The following is a 19,877-nucleotide window of genomic DNA, read 5'->3' as shown; positions in this document are numbered from 1 at the left end:
GACGGTGCTCACGACGCCGCCACTACTCGGGCCGCCGCGATCTCCTCGCGGAGCGGCCGCCACCACGCGACGAGGCGGCGGAGGCCCTCCTCGAGCGGCATCTCGGCGCGGAAGCCAAGGTCGCGGGCTGCCGCCGTCGTGTCAGCCAGCCGTCGGGCGACCCCGTTGACCTTGCGCTCCGGCCCGAACTCCACGGAGAGGTCGGAGTCCATCGCGTCGAGGAGGGCGACCGCGAGCGCGAGCAGGCTTGTCTCAGTCCCGCTCGCGACGTTGTAGACGCCCTCGCTCACGAGCGCCTCGGCGGCGTAGATGTTCGCGCGGGCAACGTCCGTCGTGTAGACGAAGTCCATGGTCTGCTCGCCGTTGCCGTACACGAGGGGCGGTCGCCCGTCGGCGATGCGCTCCATCCACCGGACCAGGACCTCGGTGTAGAGCCCGTGGACGTCCATCCGCGGCCCGTAGACGTTGAAGTAGCGGAGGGCCACGTAGTCCAGTCCGTACATTGCCCGGAAGCTCCGGGCGAGCCCCTCGTTGAAGCTCTTCGCGGCCCCATACAGGGTGTCGTTGTTGTGGTGGTGGTGCCGTTCGGGCGTCGGGAACTCGTCCGCTTCGCCGTACACCGATGCGCTCGAGGCAAGAACCACCTTGTCGACGCCGTGCTGGGATGCCGCTTCGAGGACTGTGAAGGTCCCGTCGACGAGCACCTCGAGGGCCAGCCGCGGTTCCTCGGCGCACTGCGTGATGCGGATGGCCGCCTCATGGAAGACGAGGTCCTTCCCAACGGTCGCATCGTGCACGGTGTCACGGTCCCGGAGGTCGCCTTCGATGAGCCGGACTCTCCCGGTCGCGAGGGCATGGTCGAGGTTGGCGAGGCGACCGCGCGTGAGATTGTCGAGGACGTCGACGTGCTCGACGCCCGCGTCCAGGAGCTGGTCGACGATGGTCGAGCCGATGGTCCCGGCTCCCCCGGTCACGAGCACACGGGCTCCGGCCAAGACGGTCATGCTCCTGCCCCCTGCCTGAGTGCGCCTTCTTCCACGAGCGGAGCCCCGTACGGTTCTTCGAGCCTGAGTCCCTCGGCCGGATTCACCGTGGCCTGCGCGCCACTTCCCTGGAGGCTGCGGCTCGTCGCCTCGAGCACTCCGAGCACGCGGAGGGCTGATGCTCCGCTTGTGGCCGGGGGCCGCTCCCCGCGGATCGCTGACGCGAATTCGGCGACCATCTGGCCGAGCGCCTCGCGTTCCGGCAGCGCCGGCGACCACGTGTCGCCGAGCCGGTACGAGATGGCTGCCTCACGCCGTTCGGCCCCCGCCCGGGGGCTGCGATGCGGAAGCTGCACCCCGCGGTCGTAGATGCTCAGGCGCTGCTGCGGGTTGAGGTCGTCCCACACGAGCGTGCGGCGGGTGCCGCCGATGACCATCTGCCGGATCTTCGTGGGGCTGAGCCAGTTGACGTGGATGTGCGCCATCGCGCCGAACGGGAGGTCGAACGAGAGGTGGCCGACGCAATCGCGTCCCGTTCCGAGCGGGTCCGCGCCGTGCGCCGCCACCGCGTCGGGCCTCAGGCCCTCCGGGAGGATGTAGTCGAGGATCGAGAGGTCGTGGGGCGCGAGGTCCCAGAAGACGTCGACATCCGGCTGGACGAGTCCGAGGTTGATCCGGACGGAGTCGACGTAGAGGATGTCGCCGAGCTCGCCCTCGAGGAGCAGCTCGCGCATCTTCTGGACCGCCGGCGTGTAGCAGTAGGTGTGGTCCGCCATGAGGATGAGGCCGTTGTCCTCGGCGGTGGTGACCATCTCCGAACCCTTGTCCCAGTGATCCGCGAGCGGCTTCTCCACGAGCACGTGCTTGCCGGCTCCGAGGGCCGTGAGCGCCACCCCGTGGTGGGTCCGCGCGGGGGTCGCGATCGCGACGGCGTCGAAGTCCAGGGTGTCGAGGGCCTCGTCGAGCGAGCCGCACGAGGCAACGCCGTACTGCCGGGCGAGGCCCTCTGCGCGTTCGACGTCCAGATCGCAGATGGCCCGGAGCTCCCAATCCTCAGAGCGCTGGAAGTTGCGGGCCAGATTGGGCCCCCAGTATCCGGCCCCGACGACGACGACGCCAAGCGGGCGCGAGTGCTGGCTCGCTGGGCTCGCGGTCCTCAGTGGGACGAGCGAGTAGGGAAGGTCTGCCATGATTGCCTCTCCTTACGGGTGCGGCGGGTCGTTGCGTTTGGATGGATGCGGCAGGATGTGAAGATCGGTTCGGTGTCGGTGACCCGGCCGGCAAGTGCCGGCATCAGGGGGCCCCGAGTCAGCAGGCCCCGTCAGTAGGCCCCGATTGGGGCCACCACGGCCCGGAAGGTTCTCCAGAGGATCATGAGGTCGCCCAGGAGCGACCAGTTCTCGACGTAGTAGAGGTCGAGCCGGACTGCGTCGTCCCAGTCGAGGTCGGACCGCCCGCTCACCTGCCAGAGGCCGGTGATGCCCGGCTTGATGAGCATGCGACGGTGGGTGAAGCGCTCGTACTGTCCGACTTCCCGCGCGAGCGGCGGCCGCGGGCCGACGAGGCTCATCTCGCCCCTGAGGACGTTGACGAACTGCGGGAGCTCGTCGAGCGAGAAACGACGCATCCAGCGGCCGCACCGGGTGACGCGCGGATCGTTCTTGACCTTGAACAGCACGCCCGCGCCCTCGTTTGCCTGGGCGAGCTTCCCGAGCTGCTCTTCGGCGGTCGGCACCATCGAGCGGAACTTGAGCATCTTGAAGGGCTTGCCGTCCTTGCCGATCCGTTCCTGCCGGAACAGGACCGGGCCCGGCGAGTCGAGGCGGACGATGCAGGCCAGCACCGCGAGGATCGGAGAGAGGACCGCGAGTGCCCCCGCAGCGAACAGGATGTCCATCCCCCGCTTCACGACATGCTTGGCGCCCGAGTAGTGCGGGAGGTCGACCTCCATGAGCGGCAGCCCCTGGACGGGCCGCCAATGGATCCGCGGCCCCGCGACGTTCGTGAGCGTCGACGCGAGGACGAGCTCGGCGTCGTACTGTTCGAGGTTCCAGCCGAGTTCCCGCACGTACTGGTTCCCTCCCGGAACGGGTCCGGCGATGATGACGGCGCCGGCCTTCTTGAGCGCGACCGTCCGCACGACGTCGTCGATGGAGCTGAGCACCGGAAGCCGGTTCCCGTCGACGGCGAGGGACTGGCCGCGCCGGCCGCCGGGAAGGACGGCACCGAGGACGTTGTAGGGGGCGCCGCTGCTCGCCGAGATCCGTCGGATCACGTAGCGCACGTCCTCGGGTTCGCCGACGACGACAGCGGGCGTCAGGTAGAGCCCGTTCTGGCGCTGGGCGTTGAGCCAGCGCCGGGTCGACCAGCGGGCCATGAGCAGGCCGAAGAGGCCGGTCCCGAACACGAGGGTGAAGACGCGGGCCGGGAGCCAGTCCGAGACGAGGAGCGCCGTGATGGCCATGACGGCGAAGAGCTGGACGGACGCCGCGACGACGCGCCGGTACTCCTCCGCGCCGATGCCGAAGACGGACCCGTCGCGGCTTCCGTAGACGCCCAGGGCAATCGGCCAGACTACGGCGATCAGGACGAGAGCGATCGCAGTGTGCGGGCCGGCGCCACCGAACAGGAGTCCGATGGCCACTGCCGCGAACACGATCACGGTATCGGCAACGCGCAGGTAGAGCGCGTATCGCCTGGGCCAGACCTGGGCCCGCGCCGAACGCGCGATCCGCGTCGCCGACGATCCGAGACCGAGGAGCGACATGAGCCTCGTCCCGCGCCACGACGGGATGGAGCTCCCGATGTTCTGTTCTGCGCCTACCGACATGACCTGCTCCTGGCCGAGATGACCTGCTTCTGGCTTCCCCAAGGCGTCGATGCTGCTGACCGGCTCCTCCCTCAACCAGTACAGACCTACGGCCACAGCAGGTCACCAGTAGTCGGTACCCGAGCTTTCGGAGGGGTTCCGAGGGGTAACCCTTGCCGGGTACGCAGGAGGCCCGAAGTGGACCACGCGTACGCCTCGCAGTCCTCCGGGCGGCAGGAGGCCGAGTACTCGGACCGGCCCCGATGAGTCCCCGCGGGTCACCCCAAAAAGGCTGAAGGGGGCAGGGAAAGCCCGGAATCACGCGGGAGACGACGCAGGTAGCGGGCCGCCCGCATACTTGTCCGGCCCTACGCCCCGAGCCCTGCACTGCGTGCCCTGCTACTCCTGCACTGCGTGCCCTGCTACTCTTGCACGGCGTCATGCAGTTCGTCGCGGCTCCGGATGCCCAGTTTCGCGTAGCTGCGGTGCAGGTGGCCCTCGACGGTCCGCACCGAGAGGTGGAGGCGGTCGGCGATCTGCCGGTCGCTGAGCCCTTCGACGGCCAGGTCGACGACGTCCTGCTCGCGTCGGCTCAGACGGAGCGAGGCGAGGATCGCCTCCTCCTGTTCTCCCGCGCCCCCCGAGCCGGGAAGCCCCTCGCACGCCCGGGCGGCGGCGCCGGCCCTGCGGGCGGCGGCCCGGTCGCCGGCGCTGTCGAAGCAGCCCGCGGCACGCGCGTAGGCGGCGCGTGCCCGTCGGAAGAGGCCGAGCTTCTGAAACAGGTCCCCTGCCGCGAGGTATCCGTCGCCGCTTCCGGCGGCGACCGCGCGCGCCCATGCTCCCCATGCGGCAGCCCACGCCCCCTGCGCGGCTTCCGCGAGCTCAGCACTGCGCTCGGCCCCTTCGACCGCGCCGAGTTCGAACGCGAGTACCCGCGCGATGAGCTCCCAGCCCGGCCGGCCCGCCTCGCGGTCGGCCTCCGCAATGGCCTCGAGCTCGGGAAGCCCGGAACCGGGAGCGAGGAGCTCCTGTGCCCCCGCGCTGTGCATTGCTGCGAGCTCGCGCATGGCCGCGCTGCCGATGCCCGCGGTCTGCTGGGCACGGACAAGGCGTTCGCGGGCCTCCGCCGCATGGCCTCCTGCCGCGGCAGCCCACGCGGCGAGCGCATTGGCGACCCCGCGCAGGTGAAGCGGATCGAGCAGTTCAAGGTTCTCGGCCACGTCGTGGAGGAGGAGCCTCGCCTCCTCGTCGCGGCTCTGCCGCAGCAACGCATATGCGCGGGCGCAGTAGAGGCCAGGTCCGAACACGACGATGGGCCGCATGTGCGCACCCGGGTACGAGTTCAGGACGGAGTCGACGCTTGCCCAGTCGCCGGCAAGGAGGGCCGCGCTCAGGTACCGAACGAGCCCGAACTCCTCGAGCGGGAAGTGCTCGTCGTCGCCACCGCTGTCCGAGAGGGCGAGTCCGGCGGCGCGCGCGGCCGTCTCGTACCGGCCCGCAGCGAGCTGCGTATCGGCTTCGAGGAAGAGCCAGAGGTTCCGTTCGACGGGCGGGAGGGAGGCCTGCGGGAGGCGCCCGTCGTGGGCGACGGCGGCGGAGACCGCGTCGAAGTCGGCTCGCTCGAGCGCCGCGAGCGCGCGCAGGAGCCGGGCACGCCTCAGCACGGACTCCTTGGCACCGGGGCCAAAGGGGAGCCCGCTTCCCGAGCTGCTGTCGACGGCATTTGCGGCACGCTCGAGCGCCGCGGCGTCCTCTTCGACGCCGTCGAGCTCGCCCACGGCAACCCTCGCGCTGAACTTGAGGAGCGACCCCGTGAGGACGTCGCGAGCGTCCGTAGGGGTCGCAGGCTGAACGTTGAGTGCGGCCAGCGCCGCCTGGGGGTCGCCCAGGTTCAGGTATGCGCGGGCGACGAGGCCGCGCGCGAGCGAGCGCTCGGCGTCACGGTCGATGAGGGACGCCGCCCGGAGCCCCAGCTCGTTCCGGAACCGCCGGACGGCCGCCGAAGCGCCACGGACGAGTTCCGCGGCCGGGAGGGTCGCGCCGGTGTCGAGGGCGAGTTCGAGGAGGCGCAGCTCGTTGGCGGGCTGCCGGATCTCGTCGCCGCCGAGGCCCAGCGCGTGCCGGTAGATGTGCAGGCGGCGCGTCGCCGTCGTCATGCGCCGAACGGCGTCCGCCTCCAGGGGAAAGCGGATGCGGAGGCCGTCGGCTCCCGGATCGGCGAACCAGCCCAAGTCGGACAGCTTGTCGAGCGTGTCCCTGTCGATGAGCGCGCGGGCCGCTGCCCGCGGAAGCGGTTCGGTGAGCGCGACGAGCATGAGGGCCTCGCGGTCGGCCGGGGTGAGCTGCTCCATCGAGCTGCGGACGGTCTCGGCGAGCGCGTCGCCGCGGCTCGTGAAGCCTCCCGTGAGGATCCAGATGCCCTGCCGGGACACGAGCGTGCCGGCCTCGAGGGCCTCGTCGATGAGCGAGAGGAGGTGAAGGGGGTTGCCCCCGCTGAGCGCGTGGAGCACGTTGGCCGCCGTGAGGCTCGGCCGCCCGCCGAGCCTCCGCTCGGCAACCAGGCGGCTTTCCTCGAGGGTGAGTGGACCGAGCTCGATCCGCTCCGCGATCCCGTCGTGCCACATGTCCAGGAAGTCGCGCGGCAGCCCATTGCGGGACGTTCCCGCGGCGAGCAGTCGGACCCACGACGACGCGACGGCCTCCGCGATCAGGCCGGCGGAGCCGTCGTCGAGGTCCTGGGCGTCGTCGACGACCAGGACGATCTGGCGGCCCGCCGCTTGGTCTGCCATGCGGTGCAGCTCGGCCCAGAGGGCCCGGAGCACGCTGATCCGGTCTTGGACGTCCTCCGGTGCGAGCCGCGGCAGTCGCTCGATGAGTGCTGCGTACATGATCGAGCGGAGGCTTCGCCCCGTGTGGATGCGCATGACCTCGACGCCGTTGTCGAGGGCCTCGACGATCCCCTCGAGGAGGTGCGTCTTGCCCGAGCCGCTTTCGCCCACGACAAGGACTGCGGCTGGCCCTTCACGCCGCAGCGCCTCCGCAGCGGCAGCGGCGAGATCCTGCCGCGCCGTGTCCCTGATGAATGACGTTCCCGCCAAGTGAACCCCCATGCTCGCGGTCGTGTCCGTCACGTCAGACCAGTCCGTCGAGTCCGGCCCGGGACGACACTCCGAGTTTCATGAAGACCTGATAGAGGTGGCCCTCCACCGTCCGCACGGAGACGCCGACCGCTTCGGCGATGTCCCGGTTGGCGGCGCCCGAGGCCGCCATGACGGCGATCTGCCGTTCACGTTCGGTGAGGACGGGCGCTGGCACCTGGGGCACGAGCGGAAGCATCGGGAGGACTCGGGTGAGCCGGTCCAGGCGAGTCTGGGCGCGGCCGGCAGCGGCGGAGTCGGCGCGGTCCCGTGCGAAGTCGAGCGCGAGGGCCGCGCAGCGCGCCTCTATCTCGTCGAGTTCCATCCCGTAGGCGACCTCGGCCGCGTCGAGGAGGGCCTCGGGATCCTTGCGGCGGGATGCCGATGCAATCGAGGCCATGAGATGCGCGAGCGCCCCCTGCCTGCGGTGTGCGAGGCGTTCGATCCACAGGAACTCTCGCTCCGTGCCGGGCACGCTCGCCCCGAAGACCTCGTTGCCGGCCGCGGCGATCCTGCCTGCGGCTTCCTCGGCGGCGGCGCGTTCGAGCAGGAACGCGGACGCTCCGGGATCCCCGAGCCAGCGGAGGGCCATGCCCTCGCAGAACTCCGCGAGGTACCCGAAGAGCCAGGGAGCTGCTTTCCCTGCCGCGTCCCGGGCACGTTGGAGATAGCCCTCTGCCTCCCCGGTGTCGCCGAGCTGGGCATACGCGAACGCGGTCGCCGCGTACGCCGTGGCGAGCGCATTGCGGGCGGGGAACTCCTCGAGCTGGGCGATGGCGTTGAGGAGCGGGCCGAGCGCGGTACTGGCCCGGCCCGCGATGGCGAGCGCGAGGGCGAGGAACAGCTCGGCGAGGCCGCCCCGCAGGCTCAGCCGCCGCCCGCCGCGGTCCACGTAGCTCTCGCAGAGGTCGACGCAGCGCTTCCAGTCGCCGTTCGCGATCCAGACGGCGAAGGCAGCGGCGACGTATGCGTCCTCGTCCACGCGTTGCGGCGAGTTGAGCGCCAGGGACGCGATGAGCGCCGCGGCGTCCGCCTCGCGCCCGCAGGCCGCCCAGCCCTGGGCGAGGAGAAGCGAGCTCTCGCGCCGGAAGTCCTCGCTTGACCCGACGCGACGGGAGGCGGACTCGAGGGAATCGAGGACGGGCGAGAAGTCGCCTCTGAACGCGCGGATGCGGAACTCGGCGAGGTCGAGGATCTCCCCTGCGTCCCGGACCGCCGCAGGGTCCGCCTGGGGAGTCCGGGCGGAGGCGTCCCACGCTGCGTGGAGCGGCTCCTGCGCGTCCCCCCGCTCCGGAAGCCACGTGAGGAGCTCTGACTTCGCGGCTGCGTGGCGCGCCCGTGCAATGGGTTCGAGGCGCTCGACGACATCCGGCGGCAGCGAATCGAGCACGTCGAGTGCCTCGTCCTTCCGCTCGAGGAGCGAGAGGGCGGACGCGCGGTGGAATGCCGCCTCGACCAGGAGCGGTTCGCGCAGGTTCCCGGCACGGTCCAGGATGTCGAGGGCCCGAAGCGGCTCGAACAGGCCGATCGCGGCGCGTGCCGCGTGGACGACGAGCTCGGAGCCCACCTTGCTGCCGACGTCCAGCGACCACTCGACGTACGAGACCAGGTCCTCCCGGTCGAGCCCGGACTCCTCGGGCGCACCTCCGAGCGACGTCAGCGAGGCGAGCTCGCGGTGCCGGTCCGGCCCCAGCCGCTCGCGCACGAGCTCTGCCATGCGTGGTTCCCGCAGGTAGGCGCAGCGGTGTTCGGAGCCGTCGACGGCGATGATCGACCTGTCCTCCATGTCGACGAGGACTTCGGAGCCGAAGAGCCCGGCGAGTCCCGCGATCGGGACCCGCCGGGCCACCGCGAGGTGCTCGATCACCTCCCGGACGTCCTGGGGTTCGCGGGCCCAGCGGGCTCGGATGATCTCGTCCGTTCCGCTCCCCTGTTCAGGCTGTACGGGCGCGTCGAGCGTCCAGACCCCGCCGCGCTTGTGGAGGTTTCCGCTCGACCGCTCTCGCCGGACGATCCCTTGGACGGCTGCGGGATTGCCGCCGCACGCGTGGTGCAGCTCGCCGACCGCCGACGACGCGACCCGGCCGTCCACGAGGGCCGAGACGAGGCGTCGGGTCTCGGGCATGCCGATGCCCCGCAGGGGGATCTCTGCGAGGCGGCGCCGGCGCACGAGCCGCAGGAAGTCGGCGGGGAGGTCGGTCGCCCGCTGGGCGACGGCGAGGAGGCGGGCGGTCCCGCTCAGGAGGAGATGGAGCAGGACCCCTATGCTCGCCTCGTCGATTGGGCCGGCGAATTCGACGACGAGCACCACGGGCTGCCCCGCGGCGTCCTCCCGCAGCATGCGTTCGACGGCGAGGAGCAGCCCCGTGGACGACGCCGACGCCCCCTTGGGCAGGCGGGCAAGCAGGGCGCCGAGGCACGCGTAGGCCGACGACGGACCGGTGGTCGATGTGCGGAGGCGGAGCGGATAGACGCCCGAACCGAGTGAGGACAGGACTGCACTGGCGAGGAACGACTTGCCGACGCCGGGCGGTCCGGTGATGACCGTGCCGAGCGAGCCGGTGTCCTTGATCGCGTGCACCGCGGCGTCCAGCTCGCCCTGCCGCACGAGCATGGCCCAGCGGAGCCTGTCGGCCTGCCGTTCGGTCGGATCAGCTGGCGCCTTCACAGGCCGTGCCGGCTGAACCCAGACAGCGGAATCCCGCAGCATGGCAAGCCTCCCCCCTCGGAGGCGGCAGGGACATGCGGCCCCGAGTCAGCCATAGCGTACGCCGAAGTCGCAGTCCCGCAATAGGGAACTGCGCCTCGTGCTGAACCGGCCAGACTCTGTCAGCGGTGGTTCAGCCGGTAGCCTGGCGCGCCGCGTCCTCAGCCGCGACCCACGCGATCATCGCGCATTTGACCCGCGCGGCGTAGCGGGAGACGCCCTCGAAGGCAGCGGCGTCGCCGAGCACCTCGGGGTCGCCCGGGATCTGTCCTCGGGAGCGGATCATCTCCCGGAACGCCTCAGCGAGCCGCCGGAACTCCTCGGGGCTTGCGCCTTCGGCCAGATCATGCAGCACGGAAGCCGACGCCATCGAGATCGAGCAGCCCTGGCCCTCCCAGCGGAGGCTCTGGATCGCCCCGTCGGCGACCGCGACCCGCACCGTCACCTCGTCGCCGCACACCGGGTTGAGCTGATGCGACTCGCCCAGGCCGGCGGCCTGGGCCTCACCGAGCGTGTCCGCGAAGCCGCTCCCATGGCGCTCCTTCGCGTGCTCGAGGATGACCTGCTGGTACAGCGCGTCGAGGCTCATGATCCCGCCTTGGAAGTCAGACCGAAGTAGCCGCGGACCTCGGCAAGGGACGCGAGGAAGGAATCGACCTCGGCCTCGGTCGTGTAAAGGTAGGCGCTCGCCCGTGTGGAGGCCGTGAGGCCGAGCCGGCGGTGCAGCGGCTGGGCGCAGTGGTGGCCGACTCGGACGGCGATGCCGCGGCTGTCGAGGAACTGGCCGACGTCGTGCGCGTGCACCCCGGCGACGTCGAACGCTGCGATGCCGAACCGGGGGTGTCCGTACCAGTCCTCGCCGGGCGCGGGCCCGAGGAGCCGCACGCCGTCGAGGGCTGCGATGCCCTCGGCCAGCCGCTCGCCGAGGCGCGCCTCCCGTGCCGCGATGCGCTGCATCCCGGTCTCGCGGAGGTAGTCGACGGCGGCGGCGAACGCTACCGCCTGGGAGATGCGTTGGGTGCCGGCCTCGAACCGCTGCGGGGCGGGGAGGTAGTCGGCCCGCTCCATCGTGACGGTGGTGATCATCGAGCCCCCCACGAGGAACGGCGGGAGTGCGTCGAGCAGCTCCCGGCGCCCGTAGAGCGCGCCGATGCCGGTGGGCGCGAGCATCTTGTGGCCGGAGAACGCGGCGAAGTCGACGTCCAGCTGCTTGAAGTCCACGGGCTGGTGCGGCACCGACTGGCATGCGTCGAGCACCGTGAAGGCCCCGGCGCGGCGCGCGAGGCCGACGAGCTCCTCGACCGGGCTCACCGTGCCGAGCACGTTGGAGGCATGCGAGAAGGCGACGAGGCGCGTATTCGGCCCGATGATGCGCGAGGCCTCTGCGAGGTCGAGCCGCCCGTCGTCGTCGATCGGGATGTAGCGAAGCGCGGCCCCAGTGCGGAAGGCGAGTTCCTGCCAGGGAATCAGGTTGGCGTGGTGCTCGAGCTCCGTGACGACGATCTCGTCCCCGGGGCCCAGCGCGAACCGGCGCAGCTCCGATCCCCCGCGGCCGCGCTCGGCCCAGAGCGTGGCGTTGGAGAACGCGTAGGCGACGAGATTGAGCGCCTCCGTCGCGTTCGACGTCCATACGAGCTCGGCAGGGTCGGCTCCGACAAAGCCGGCGACGGCCGCCCGGGCTTCCTCGTACGCATCCGTGGCCCGCACGGCGAGCTCGTGCGCACCGCGATGGACCGCGGCGTTCCGCGTCTCGTAGAAGTCCTGCTCGGCCTCGAGGACGCTGCGTGGCTTCTGCGAGGTCGCCCCCGAGTCGAGGTAGACGAGGGGCCGTCCGCCGAGCTCTTGGCCGAGGGCCGGGAAGTCGTGGCGGATGCGCTCAACCTCGGAATCGTCGAGGTCGGAGGGATGCGCGGGGTCGGCGGAGTCAGGCCGGAGTGGGGCCGGAATACTGACGAGGGCCACGGTGGCGGCTCCTTCACAGGGAAGAATGAATTCCGAGGACTGCTGTCTCGCAGCGTGTCTCGCAAATTAGGGTACGGCTATGTGCCGCAATCCATTCTCCCACGCGTTCCCGCGGCCCTGGCCAGCCCGGGAGACTGATCCCCCAGAATCCTGTTTCCCCACAAGAAGGAGCGGTTTCCCCACAAGAAGGAGCCGGCGACGGCTGGGGGAGGAACCTTGGTCTCGGGGAGGTTCCGTCGTCGCCGGCTCCGTCCTTGGTGGCGGTGCCATCAGCCGACCCGATCGGCTGTGGCACAACTCTCGCACGATTGGGGACGGAGGGCATGAGTGGCGACTACCCATTTGCACCGTGTCGGCCGAACCGCCACTACTTGCCCTGCGGAGCCGTGTACTCATTCTCCGGTGCGAGGCCGACGGCGGAGGAAAGCTGCTCACGGCTGCTCACCCCCAACTTCGAATACGCGCGGTAGAGGTGCCCCTCGACCGTACGCACCGAGACGGTCAGCCGGTCCGCGATCTCGCGGTCGCTGAGGCCGCTGATGGCCAGCGCGACGATCTGGCGTTCCCTGCGAGTGAGCTCGCCGACGGGAGCCGCGGGCTGCGCGGCGGCCTCCGCCTCTCCCAGCTCGGTGTCGCACGCCCGCTGCCCCTCCCATACCGCACGAGCGTCGGCCCGGGACGGAGCGTTCTCGAGCTGGGCGAGGGCCTCCGAGTAGCATTCCCGGGCCAGCCGGGGGAAGCCAGCGCTCCGCAGCGCGTCGCCTGCCGCACGGAGCGAGTCGGCGCTGCCCTCGTCGAAGGCGGCGCCGAGCAGGACGCCGGCCTCCGCCCACTGCCCCTCCATGGGCCACGCCACCGAGAGGAGCTCGTTCAGGCGGTCCGTCCGGCCGGCGTCGAACCAGAGGAAGAGGCCCTGCAGGCACACATCCCGCCGGGCCCCCTGGGACGCCACATCGACCGCGGATTCAAGCGCGTCGAGCGAGCCGGTGTCCGGTTCGATCGCGCAGGCCGCCGCGACTTCGAACAGCTCGGCGATCGGCCGGATCATCGACGCCGCCACCCGGTGGGGCGCACGCGCGTCCTCGAGGAAGTCCGCTGCCCGACCCCAGTCGCCCTGCCGGGCAGCCGCGTAGGCAGCCCCCGCGGCGCAGAGCCGGAACACGTGCTGGGAGTCGCAGACCCGCAGCTCCTCGAGGGTGGGCTCGAGGAGCTCGAGCGCGGAATTGAAGCGTCCCTGGCGCAAGAGGGCGACGCCGCGCGCGCATTGGAGGGTCGCGCCGAGCTGGAACGAGTCCTCGTGCAGAGGCGGCGTGGCGAACCACGCGGGGACGGACTCGAGGGCGTTCCAGTGCCCGGCCGAGACCGCGGCATAGACGAACCTGACGGCGGCGAACTCGGAGAGCGAACCCATCGTCTCGTCGGAGGAGAGGAGCTCGAGCGCCTGGGAGGCCGTCGCCATCGCCTCGAGCAGGAGCCCCCGGCATGCGAGGACCTCTGCTTCGAGCGCAGCCGCGATCCCGCGCTCGGCCGCGGAGCGCTCGGTCGCTCCCCCGGCCCGCCACGCCGTCCGCCACGCCACGAGGCCGACCTCGAGGCCCACGTAGTCGCCGCGAACCGAGGCGAAGACGAGTCGGAGCAGGTCCCACGGCCCCGGCCCGCCCGTCTCGGCGAGACGCTCGAGGTCCCGGGCGACGTCGTCGTGCGCATGGCCGAGGGCGTCCCGGCTGTAGAGCCAGAGGAGTCCCGACGCGAGCACGCCCTCGGGCCCGAGGTTCCCTGATGGCTCGAGGAGCGTGACGGCCTCCCCGTAGTGGTTCGCGGTGTAGGCGACGAGCCCGCGCACGAATCGCGCCTGCGCCTCGAGCTCGGGCGACGTCACGGCGTCCGCTGCGCGCAGGGCCAGGGAGTTCTCGCCCAAGCGGGCTGCGAGCCGCGCCGCACGCAGGAAGGTAGTCTCCTCGAGGGCCAGGCCACAGCCAAGCGCCCACGAGACGGCGCACAGGAGGCCGTCGGCGGTGGAGATCTGCTCCGCCCGGTGGCCGGCGGCGAGCTGCTGGAGCTTGAGGGAGCGGATGAGCGGGATGAGCTGGAAGATCGCCTCGCCGTAGACGACGTGCCGCAGGCGCACCGAGCCCTCGGGACCCTCGGGCGGAAGGACGAGCCGCTTCATCACGAGGCTGCGGACCACGTCGCCTCCGAAGTTCTCCTCGATGAGGTTCAGGGGCGCCGGCTGCGCGATCGCGACGAGCATGAGCGCCTCCCGCTCCTCGGCCGAGAGCCGCTGGAGCTGGTCCCGGACCAGGCCGACCAGGCCGTCGCTGCGCCGTTCGGGTTCCGAGGCGAGCAGCCACGTCCCGCGCCGCTCGACGAGGGCGCCCTCGCGCTGCGCCTCGTCCATGAGGCAGCGGAGGAGCATGGGGTTGCCCTGCGAGTCGCGCCAGAACCGGCGCGCCGTGGACGGGAGGACCCGGCTTCCGAGCGCCGACTCGAGGAAGGTCGCGGCCTCCGCCGCGGTGAGCGGCTCGAGGTCGAGGCGCTCGGCTCCGCCGTCGATCCAGAGCTGCATGAGGGGCGGCGGGAGCAGTGCACCGTCGGGGGACGTGACGAGGGCCTGGGCCCACCCGGCCCCGACCAGCTCGGCCACCACCTCGGCCGTGAGCGTGTCAATCGTGTGCGCGTCGTCGATGATGAGGACGAGGCGCCCCTCGCTCTGCGTCCGCAGTTCCTCGACGCGGCGCCAGAAGGTCCGCAGCACGGCGATGCGCGAGCCGGCCTTCTCCGTCGGCAGGCCGCCCAGGAAAGGAGCGAGGACGCCGTACGGCACGCGCTGGAGCGACGGGCTCCCATGAATCTCGAACGCCTCGGCGTAGTCCCCGAGCTCTGACCGCACTGCGGCGACAAGGGCTGACTTCCCGACACCCGTCTCGCCGAGGATGAGGAGAGCTGGCACACCCCCGCGGAGCATCTCGGCGCACTGCTCGACCTCCCGCGAGCGCCCCACGAACGCTAGGCCGCTCACAGGAGTCCCGCCAGTTCGGCGCGGGACGTGATGCCGAGTTTCGAGAAGACCTGGTACAGATGGCCCTCGACTGTCCGGACGGAGAGGCCCATCTCCTCCGCGATAGTCCGGTTCGATTCGCCGCGCGCAGCGAGCACGGCCACCTCCCTCTCCCGCGCCGTGAGCAGCGGTCCGAGGCTCTGGGGCACCACCGGGAGGACTTCCACGAGTCCGGTGAGCCGGTCGAGCCGGGCTTGCAGGATCCTTGCCGAGCGGACGTCGCCGGTGTCCCGGGCCACGTCGAGGGCGACGGCGGTGCACCGCGACTCGAGCGTGTCGAGCTCGAGCCCCGCGGCTAGGTCGGACGCCGCCACAAGGTCTTGGAGGTTGCGGAGCCGCGTTCCGCGGGCGAGCCGTCGTCCGATGTCGGCGAGGGCGCCCTGCCGGTGTCCGCAGACTTCCTCGAGCAGGGCCAGCTCCTCTGGCCCGCCCTCAACGGTCGCGCCGACAAGCCGGATGCCAGCGATAGTCCAGCGGCCCGCGGCGATGTCAGCCTTCGCGGCCTCGACGAGGCGCTGCGCGGCGCCCCGCTCGCCGATCCACCGGCGGGCCATGTCGGCGCAGAATTCGGCCGAGGCGCGCAGCGTGTAGCTCGTCGGCGCGGACCAGCCTTCGAGCCGATCGAGGTAGGCTCGGGCCGCCGCACTGTCGCCCTGCTGGGCGAACGCGAAGGCGGCCGCCGCGTAGGCGCAGCCCAGCGTTGCCCGCACGTTGCCCTGCTCGAGCTGCGCGATTGCGGCGAGCAGCGGCGAGATGGCCTCCGAGCCGCGTCCCGCATAGACCAGGGCAAGGCCCGAGGCGAACTCGTAGTGGGCCCCCGCGAAGCGGAGGCTCGGGACGGTCTCGTAGCCGGCCGAGCGCACGAGCGCGAGCGCCTGGCGCCAGTGGCCGTTCAGGAGGAGGACGTCGAAGCCCCGGTTGACGAAGTCCTGGCGGACCCGGGACGTGCCTGCGGGGCCGGCGAGCTCGCTCGAGATGCGGTGAAGCGTCGCGAGCGCTTCGTCTTCGCGCCCGAGGGCGACCTGCGCCTGCATGAGCAGGCACGCGGAGCGCAGCCTCAGCTCGTCGTCGCCCCCCTGCACGCCCGCGGCGGCCGCCTCGAGCCGGTCGAGCACCTTGGCCTGTTCACCCCGGTAGGCGGCGTCCGCGAACTCGGCGAGATCCAGCACGGCACGCGCCTTCCGGACTTCGTCGTCGGGCACGTCGCTCAGGCCAGAGTTCACGAGGAGCCGGGCGCGCGCTTCTTCGAACAGGGCCCCCACCTCGCCGTCCCGTCCCGGCGTCGAGCGCTTGACCGCCGCCATTCCATCGATGAAGTTGGCGTAGGCCACGGGCGGCACGGCGGCGAGCTCCTCCTCCGTCACCTGCTCGAGGAGGACGTGGGCCTGCACCGGGAGCCCGAGCGCCAGATAGGCGTAGGCGCGAAGCAGCTGGACCGTGGCCCACGAACTGGGAGTCCGCGGAACTCCCTCGAGGCAGTCGAGCGCGAAGTGGGGATCGTGGAGGCGGAGCGCGGCGCCCGCGGCAGCCACGGCGTGCGACGGTGCGAGAGCGACCTGGCACTCTCGGGTCCACGCGGCGTAGCCGAGGAGTTCGACGACGCCGAGGCCCGCAAGGGACGGCTCCTCGTTCCCGAGGATCTTCGCCCGCAGCTCCCGCCTGCGCGGGATGCTCAGCCACCCGCGGACGACCTCCTCCATGACGGGGTCCGAGAGCGAGACGGAGTGGTGCTCGCTCTCGTCGACGGCGATGAGTCCGGCCTCGTCCATCACGGAGATGACGTCGACGCCGAAGACGGTCGTGATGCGCTGCAGCGGGAGCCGCCGCGCGCATGCGAGCGCCTCGATGACGGCCTGCACCTCCGGCGACTCGCGCTCGACCCGGGAACGGACGACGTCGTCGATCTCCCGGCTGCGCGTTGTCTCGGCGTCCTCCGCCAGCGTCCACACGCCGTCGGTCACGCGGAGCTGCCCGCTCTGCAGGAAGTCACCGACGATGCGGTAGAGGAGCTCGGGGTTGCCGTGGGCCATCGCATGCAGCATGCGCGCCACGGTCCGCGCCACAATGCCGCCGAGGACCTCGCCGAGGACCTGTTCCGTCTTGTCCTCGCTCAGGAGGTCGAGCTGGATCTCACGGATGCGGCCTTCGGTGAGCATCCAGTGGAAATCCTGGGGCAGGTCGCTCGTCCGGTTCGCGACGACGATGACCTTCGCCGTCCCGGTGGTCATGAGGTTCACGAGCGTCGCCGTGCTCAGCTCGTCCAGGCCGCCTGGCGTCTCGAGGGCGATCACTGCGGGGCGTCCGGCAGCGTCGGCAGTCAAGAGTTCCATGATGCCGCGCATGGTGGCGGCGGGGTTCTCGAGGGCGGCGTCAGGAAGCCGTGCGAGGAAGGGCGCCAGCGCACCGTACGGGGTTTCGGTCCCGCCGATCGTGCTGCGGAGGGTCTGCGCGTACATCTCTGGCGCAAGCGACCGGACGAGGGCTGTCTGGAAGGCTCCTTTGCCGATGTCGCGCGCTCCCGTCACGACGATCCCGTAGCTCTGGGCACTGCTCAATGCCTCACGTGCTGCCCGCAGCTCGTCGCTGCGGACGCTCCGTGCCCACTGGACCCGATCCGAAGCAAACGCACGAGCGCCAGCATGGTGCCGTTCAGACACCCCGGCCGTCCACCGCATTGCGCCTCCCCGTGTCCCCCGCCAACGCAGGTGTCCAAAAGATACCCCTTGGAAGCGACTATTCAGTAGGGCAGGGAGGACCAGAGTTTGGAACAGGAGCCTGAAGCGCCGTACCCCCGCCGAAAACCGGGACTTAAGTCCCGATTGTGACGCTATTGCTTCATCTCCGTCTCGCCCGGTGCTTGACGAACCAGTTCGAGGAGCACCTTTGCCCCTCACTCCACCCCGGCAGGGTGGGGCGCTTGGCCGGCTGCGCGCGAGGCACTCCAGTCCCGGTCACTCGATCAGTGGACCGGTCCATTGACATTGCTCAGAGGTGCGTCTTACTGTTGGACCGGTCCACTTCGTGACGCGAGTCACAGTACGGGCGCACCGTTCGCAGGAGCCCGGACCTCACACAAGATCAAAGGAGATGGTTGTGCTGAAGAAGACATGGTCGAAGGGACTGGCGGTCCTCGCCTTGGCCCCGATGCTCGCCCTGACTGCCTGCTCCGCGCAGGGCGGCAAGCAGCCGGACGCGAACGCGGGTGGCGGCGGGCAGGCTGTTTCGACGCCGAAGATCAAGGTCGCGCTCATCACCCACGCTGCAGCTGGCGACACGTTCTGGGACATCGTCCGCAAGGGTGCCGAGCAGGCGGCGTCGAAGGACAACGTAGACCTGCTCTACAGCGGCGACGCAGACGGCGGCCGACAGGCCCAGCTGGTCCAGCAGGCCATCGACCAGAAGGTCGACGGAATCGCGGTGACGCTCGCCAAGCCGGATGCTCTCAAGGACGTCCTGAAGAAGGCCCAGAGCGCAGGGATCCCCGTCGTGACCCTCAACTCGGGCTCTGATGTCTCCGCCTCGCTCGGGGCGTTCACGCACTTCGGCTCGGACGAGCAGCTCGCGGGCGAGGCCGTCGGAGCCCGACTCGCCCAGGACGGCTTCAAGCACCCGATCTGCGTCATCCAGGAGCAGGGCAACGTCGCTCTCGAGAAGCGCTGCGCCGGCGTCAAGGAGAAGGAGCCCAACACCGAGATCCTCTACGTCACCGGGACCGACATGACGTCCGTCGAGTCGACGGCGACGGCCAAGCTCCAGACGACGAAGGACGCCGACGTCATCGTCGGCCTCGGCGCTCCGTTCTCTGTCACGCTCCTCAAGTCGGTGGCCGACGCTGGGAGCAGCGCCAAGGTCGCGAGCTTCGACCTGAACGCCGAGCTCGCCCAGGACATCGTGGACGGCAAGGTCATCTTCACGGTGGACCAGCAGCCTTGGCTGCAGGGATACATGTCCGTCGACGCCCTCTGGCAGAACAAGCTCGGTGGTTTCAAGCTCGGCGGCGGCAAGCCCGTTCTGACCGGTCCGGCCATCGTGGACAAGTCCAACGCCTCAGACGTGCTCAAGTTCGCCCAGCAGGGCATCCGCTAGACCCAGGAACAGGGCCGCGCGGCGCAGCGCCGCGCCGCGCTGCGCGACCCGACCGACAAGGAGTTCTTCCCATGGCAACAACAACCCTGCCCTCGGCACCGGCGCCGATCGCAGACGAGAGGGTCGGGCGCCGCAACCCGTTCCAGAAGCTCCTGGGCCGCCCCGAGGTGGGCGCACTCGTGGGCGCCGTCGTCCTGTTCGTCTTCTTCTCCTCCGTCTCCAGCACCTTCCTCCAGCCCAACGCGTTCGCCACGGTGCTGTACGGTTCCTCGACCATCGGCATCATGGCCGTCGGCGTGTCCCTGCTCATGATCGGCGGCGAGTTCGACCTGTCGGCCGGCGTCGCGGTCATCACCTCGGCGCTGACCGCCTCGCTCTTCTCGTGGTATTTCTCCATGAACGTCTGGGTCGGCGTCGGCCTTGCGCTCGTCGTCTCGCTCGGAATCGGCTTCCTCAACGGCTGGATCCTGATCAAGACCAAGCTGCCGTCGTTCATTGTCACCCTTGCGACGTTCCTCATGCTCTCGGGCCTCAACCTCGCCCTCACGCGGGCGATCGGCGGGGCCGTCTCCTCGCCCTCGATCGCCGTGATGGACGGGTTCAGTGCGGCGAAGGCGGTCTTCGCCTCGGACTTCACCGTGGCGGGGATGGACATCAAGGTCCCGATCCTCTACTGGGTGGTCCTCGTCCTCGTGGCATCCTGGATCCTGCTGCGGACACGGGTGGGCAACTGGATCTTCGCCGCCGGCGGGGACGCGAACGCTGCCCGCGCCGTGGGCGTCCCCGTCACCAGGACCAAGATCGGCCTCTTCATGGGGGTCGGCTTCTGCGGCTGGCTCCTCGGCATGCACAACCTGTTCGCGTTCGACGCCGTCCAGTCGGGCGAGGGCGTGGGCAACGAGTTCCTCTACATCATCGCCGCCGTGATCGGCGGGTGCCTCCTCACGGGCGGCTACGGCTCGGCGGTCGGCGGGGCCATCGGGGCCTTCATCTTCGGAATGGCCAACAAGGGCATCGTCTACGCGCAGTGGAACCCTGACTGGTTCAAGTTCTTCCTGGGCCTGATGCTCCTGCTGGCCACGATCGTGAACCTCATCGTCAAGCGACGCGCGGACAAGGGCTAGGAGAGGACACC

General features: G+C 70.6%; 11 protein-coding genes. 2 read left to right on the top strand and 9 right to left on the bottom strand.

The window, feature by feature from the left end:
* Positions 1–8: 8 nt before the first annotated feature.
* From E6A21_RS08090 to E6A21_RS08050, 9 genes are all read right to left on the bottom strand, one after another.
* Positions 9–1,004 carry an NAD-dependent epimerase/dehydratase family protein gene (locus tag E6A21_RS08090; protein ID WP_138443648.1) on the bottom strand — a complete coding sequence of 332 codons (996 nt, stop codon included), beginning with the start codon at positions 1,002–1,004 and terminating at the stop codon, positions 9–11.
* Entirely contained in the window at positions 1,001–2,173 is a 1,173-nt protein-coding gene (locus E6A21_RS08085; protein WP_138443647.1) for a Gfo/Idh/MocA family protein, read from the bottom strand. Before E6A21_RS08085 ends, E6A21_RS08090 begins: the two co-directional genes overlap by 4 nt.
* Positions 2,174–2,304: 131 nt before the next feature.
* Positions 2,305–3,813 carry a sugar transferase gene (locus tag E6A21_RS08080; protein WP_138443646.1) on the bottom strand — a complete coding sequence of 503 codons (1,509 nt, stop codon included), beginning with the start codon at positions 3,811–3,813 and terminating at the stop codon, positions 2,305–2,307.
* 401 nt (positions 3,814–4,214) lie between these two features.
* Complete coding sequence (locus E6A21_RS08075) at positions 4,215–6,923, bottom strand: AAA family ATPase (RefSeq protein WP_138443645.1); 2,709 nt, start codon at positions 6,921–6,923, stop codon at positions 4,215–4,217.
* A gap of 1 nt (position 6,924) precedes the next feature.
* Positions 6,925–9,597, bottom strand: coding sequence for a helix-turn-helix transcriptional regulator (locus E6A21_RS08070; RefSeq protein ID WP_138443644.1), 2,673 nt, complete (start codon positions 9,595–9,597; stop codon positions 6,925–6,927).
* A gap of 172 nt (positions 9,598–9,769) precedes the next feature.
* Positions 9,770–10,225: a Fe-S cluster assembly sulfur transfer protein SufU gene (sufU, locus tag E6A21_RS08065; protein WP_138443643.1), complete on the bottom strand. Its 456-nt coding sequence runs from the start codon at positions 10,223–10,225 to the stop codon at positions 9,770–9,772.
* Positions 10,222–11,598 carry an aminotransferase class V-fold PLP-dependent enzyme gene (locus tag E6A21_RS08060; protein ID WP_138443642.1) on the bottom strand — a complete coding sequence of 459 codons (1,377 nt, stop codon included), beginning with the start codon at positions 11,596–11,598 and terminating at the stop codon, positions 10,222–10,224. The genes sufU and E6A21_RS08060 overlap by 4 nt, the downstream gene beginning before the upstream one ends.
* A 367-nt stretch (positions 11,599–11,965) precedes the next feature.
* Positions 11,966–14,617, bottom strand: a complete 2,652-nt coding sequence (locus E6A21_RS08055; protein WP_138443641.1) for a LuxR C-terminal-related transcriptional regulator — start codon at positions 14,615–14,617, stop codon at positions 11,966–11,968.
* Positions 14,614–17,211, bottom strand: coding sequence for a LuxR family transcriptional regulator (locus E6A21_RS08050; RefSeq protein ID WP_138443640.1), 2,598 nt, complete (start codon positions 17,209–17,211; stop codon positions 14,614–14,616). Before E6A21_RS08050 ends, E6A21_RS08055 begins: the two co-directional genes overlap by 4 nt.
* Before the next feature lie 532 nt (positions 17,212–17,743).
* Here E6A21_RS08050 and E6A21_RS08045 point away from each other — a divergent pair.
* Together E6A21_RS08045 and E6A21_RS08040 are read left to right on the top strand one after the other, a co-directional pair.
* Positions 17,744–18,742, top strand: a complete 999-nt coding sequence (locus tag E6A21_RS08045; RefSeq protein WP_246036266.1) for a substrate-binding domain-containing protein — start codon at positions 17,744–17,746, stop codon at positions 18,740–18,742.
* Between the two features lie 71 nt (positions 18,743–18,813).
* On the top strand, positions 18,814–19,866 hold the full coding sequence (locus tag E6A21_RS08040) for an ABC transporter permease (RefSeq protein ID WP_138443639.1): 1,053 nt from the start codon (positions 18,814–18,816) through the stop codon (positions 19,864–19,866).
* The last annotated feature ends 11 nt before the right edge of the window (positions 19,867–19,877 follow it).

Source organism: Sinomonas susongensis, assembly GCF_005877005.1.
GTDB classification, from domain to species: domain Bacteria; phylum Actinomycetota; class Actinomycetes; order Actinomycetales; family Micrococcaceae; genus Sinomonas; species Sinomonas susongensis.
This window is presented reverse-complemented; position numbering and strand designations above follow the sequence as displayed.

What these genes read in the sequence shown, in the direction of transcription:
- E6A21_RS08085 (WP_138443647.1), bottom strand. Translation starts at nt 2,173, where the DNA reads ATGGCAGACCTTCCCTACTCGCTCGTCCCACTGAGGACCGCGAGCCCA.
- E6A21_RS08045 (WP_246036266.1), top strand. Translation starts at nt 17,744, where the DNA reads ATGGTTGTGCTGAAGAAGACATGGTCGAAGGGACTGGCGGTCCTCGCC.
- sufU (WP_138443643.1), bottom strand. Translation starts at nt 10,225, where the DNA reads ATGAGCCTCGACGCGCTGTACCAGCAGGTCATCCTCGAGCACGCGAAG.
- E6A21_RS08090 (WP_138443648.1), bottom strand. Translation starts at nt 1,004, where the DNA reads ATGACCGTCTTGGCCGGAGCCCGTGTGCTCGTGACCGGGGGAGCCGGG.
- E6A21_RS08040 (WP_138443639.1), top strand. Translation starts at nt 18,814, where the DNA reads ATGGCAACAACAACCCTGCCCTCGGCACCGGCGCCGATCGCAGACGAG.
- E6A21_RS08080 (WP_138443646.1), bottom strand. Translation starts at nt 3,813, where the DNA reads ATGTCGGTAGGCGCAGAACAGAACATCGGGAGCTCCATCCCGTCGTGG.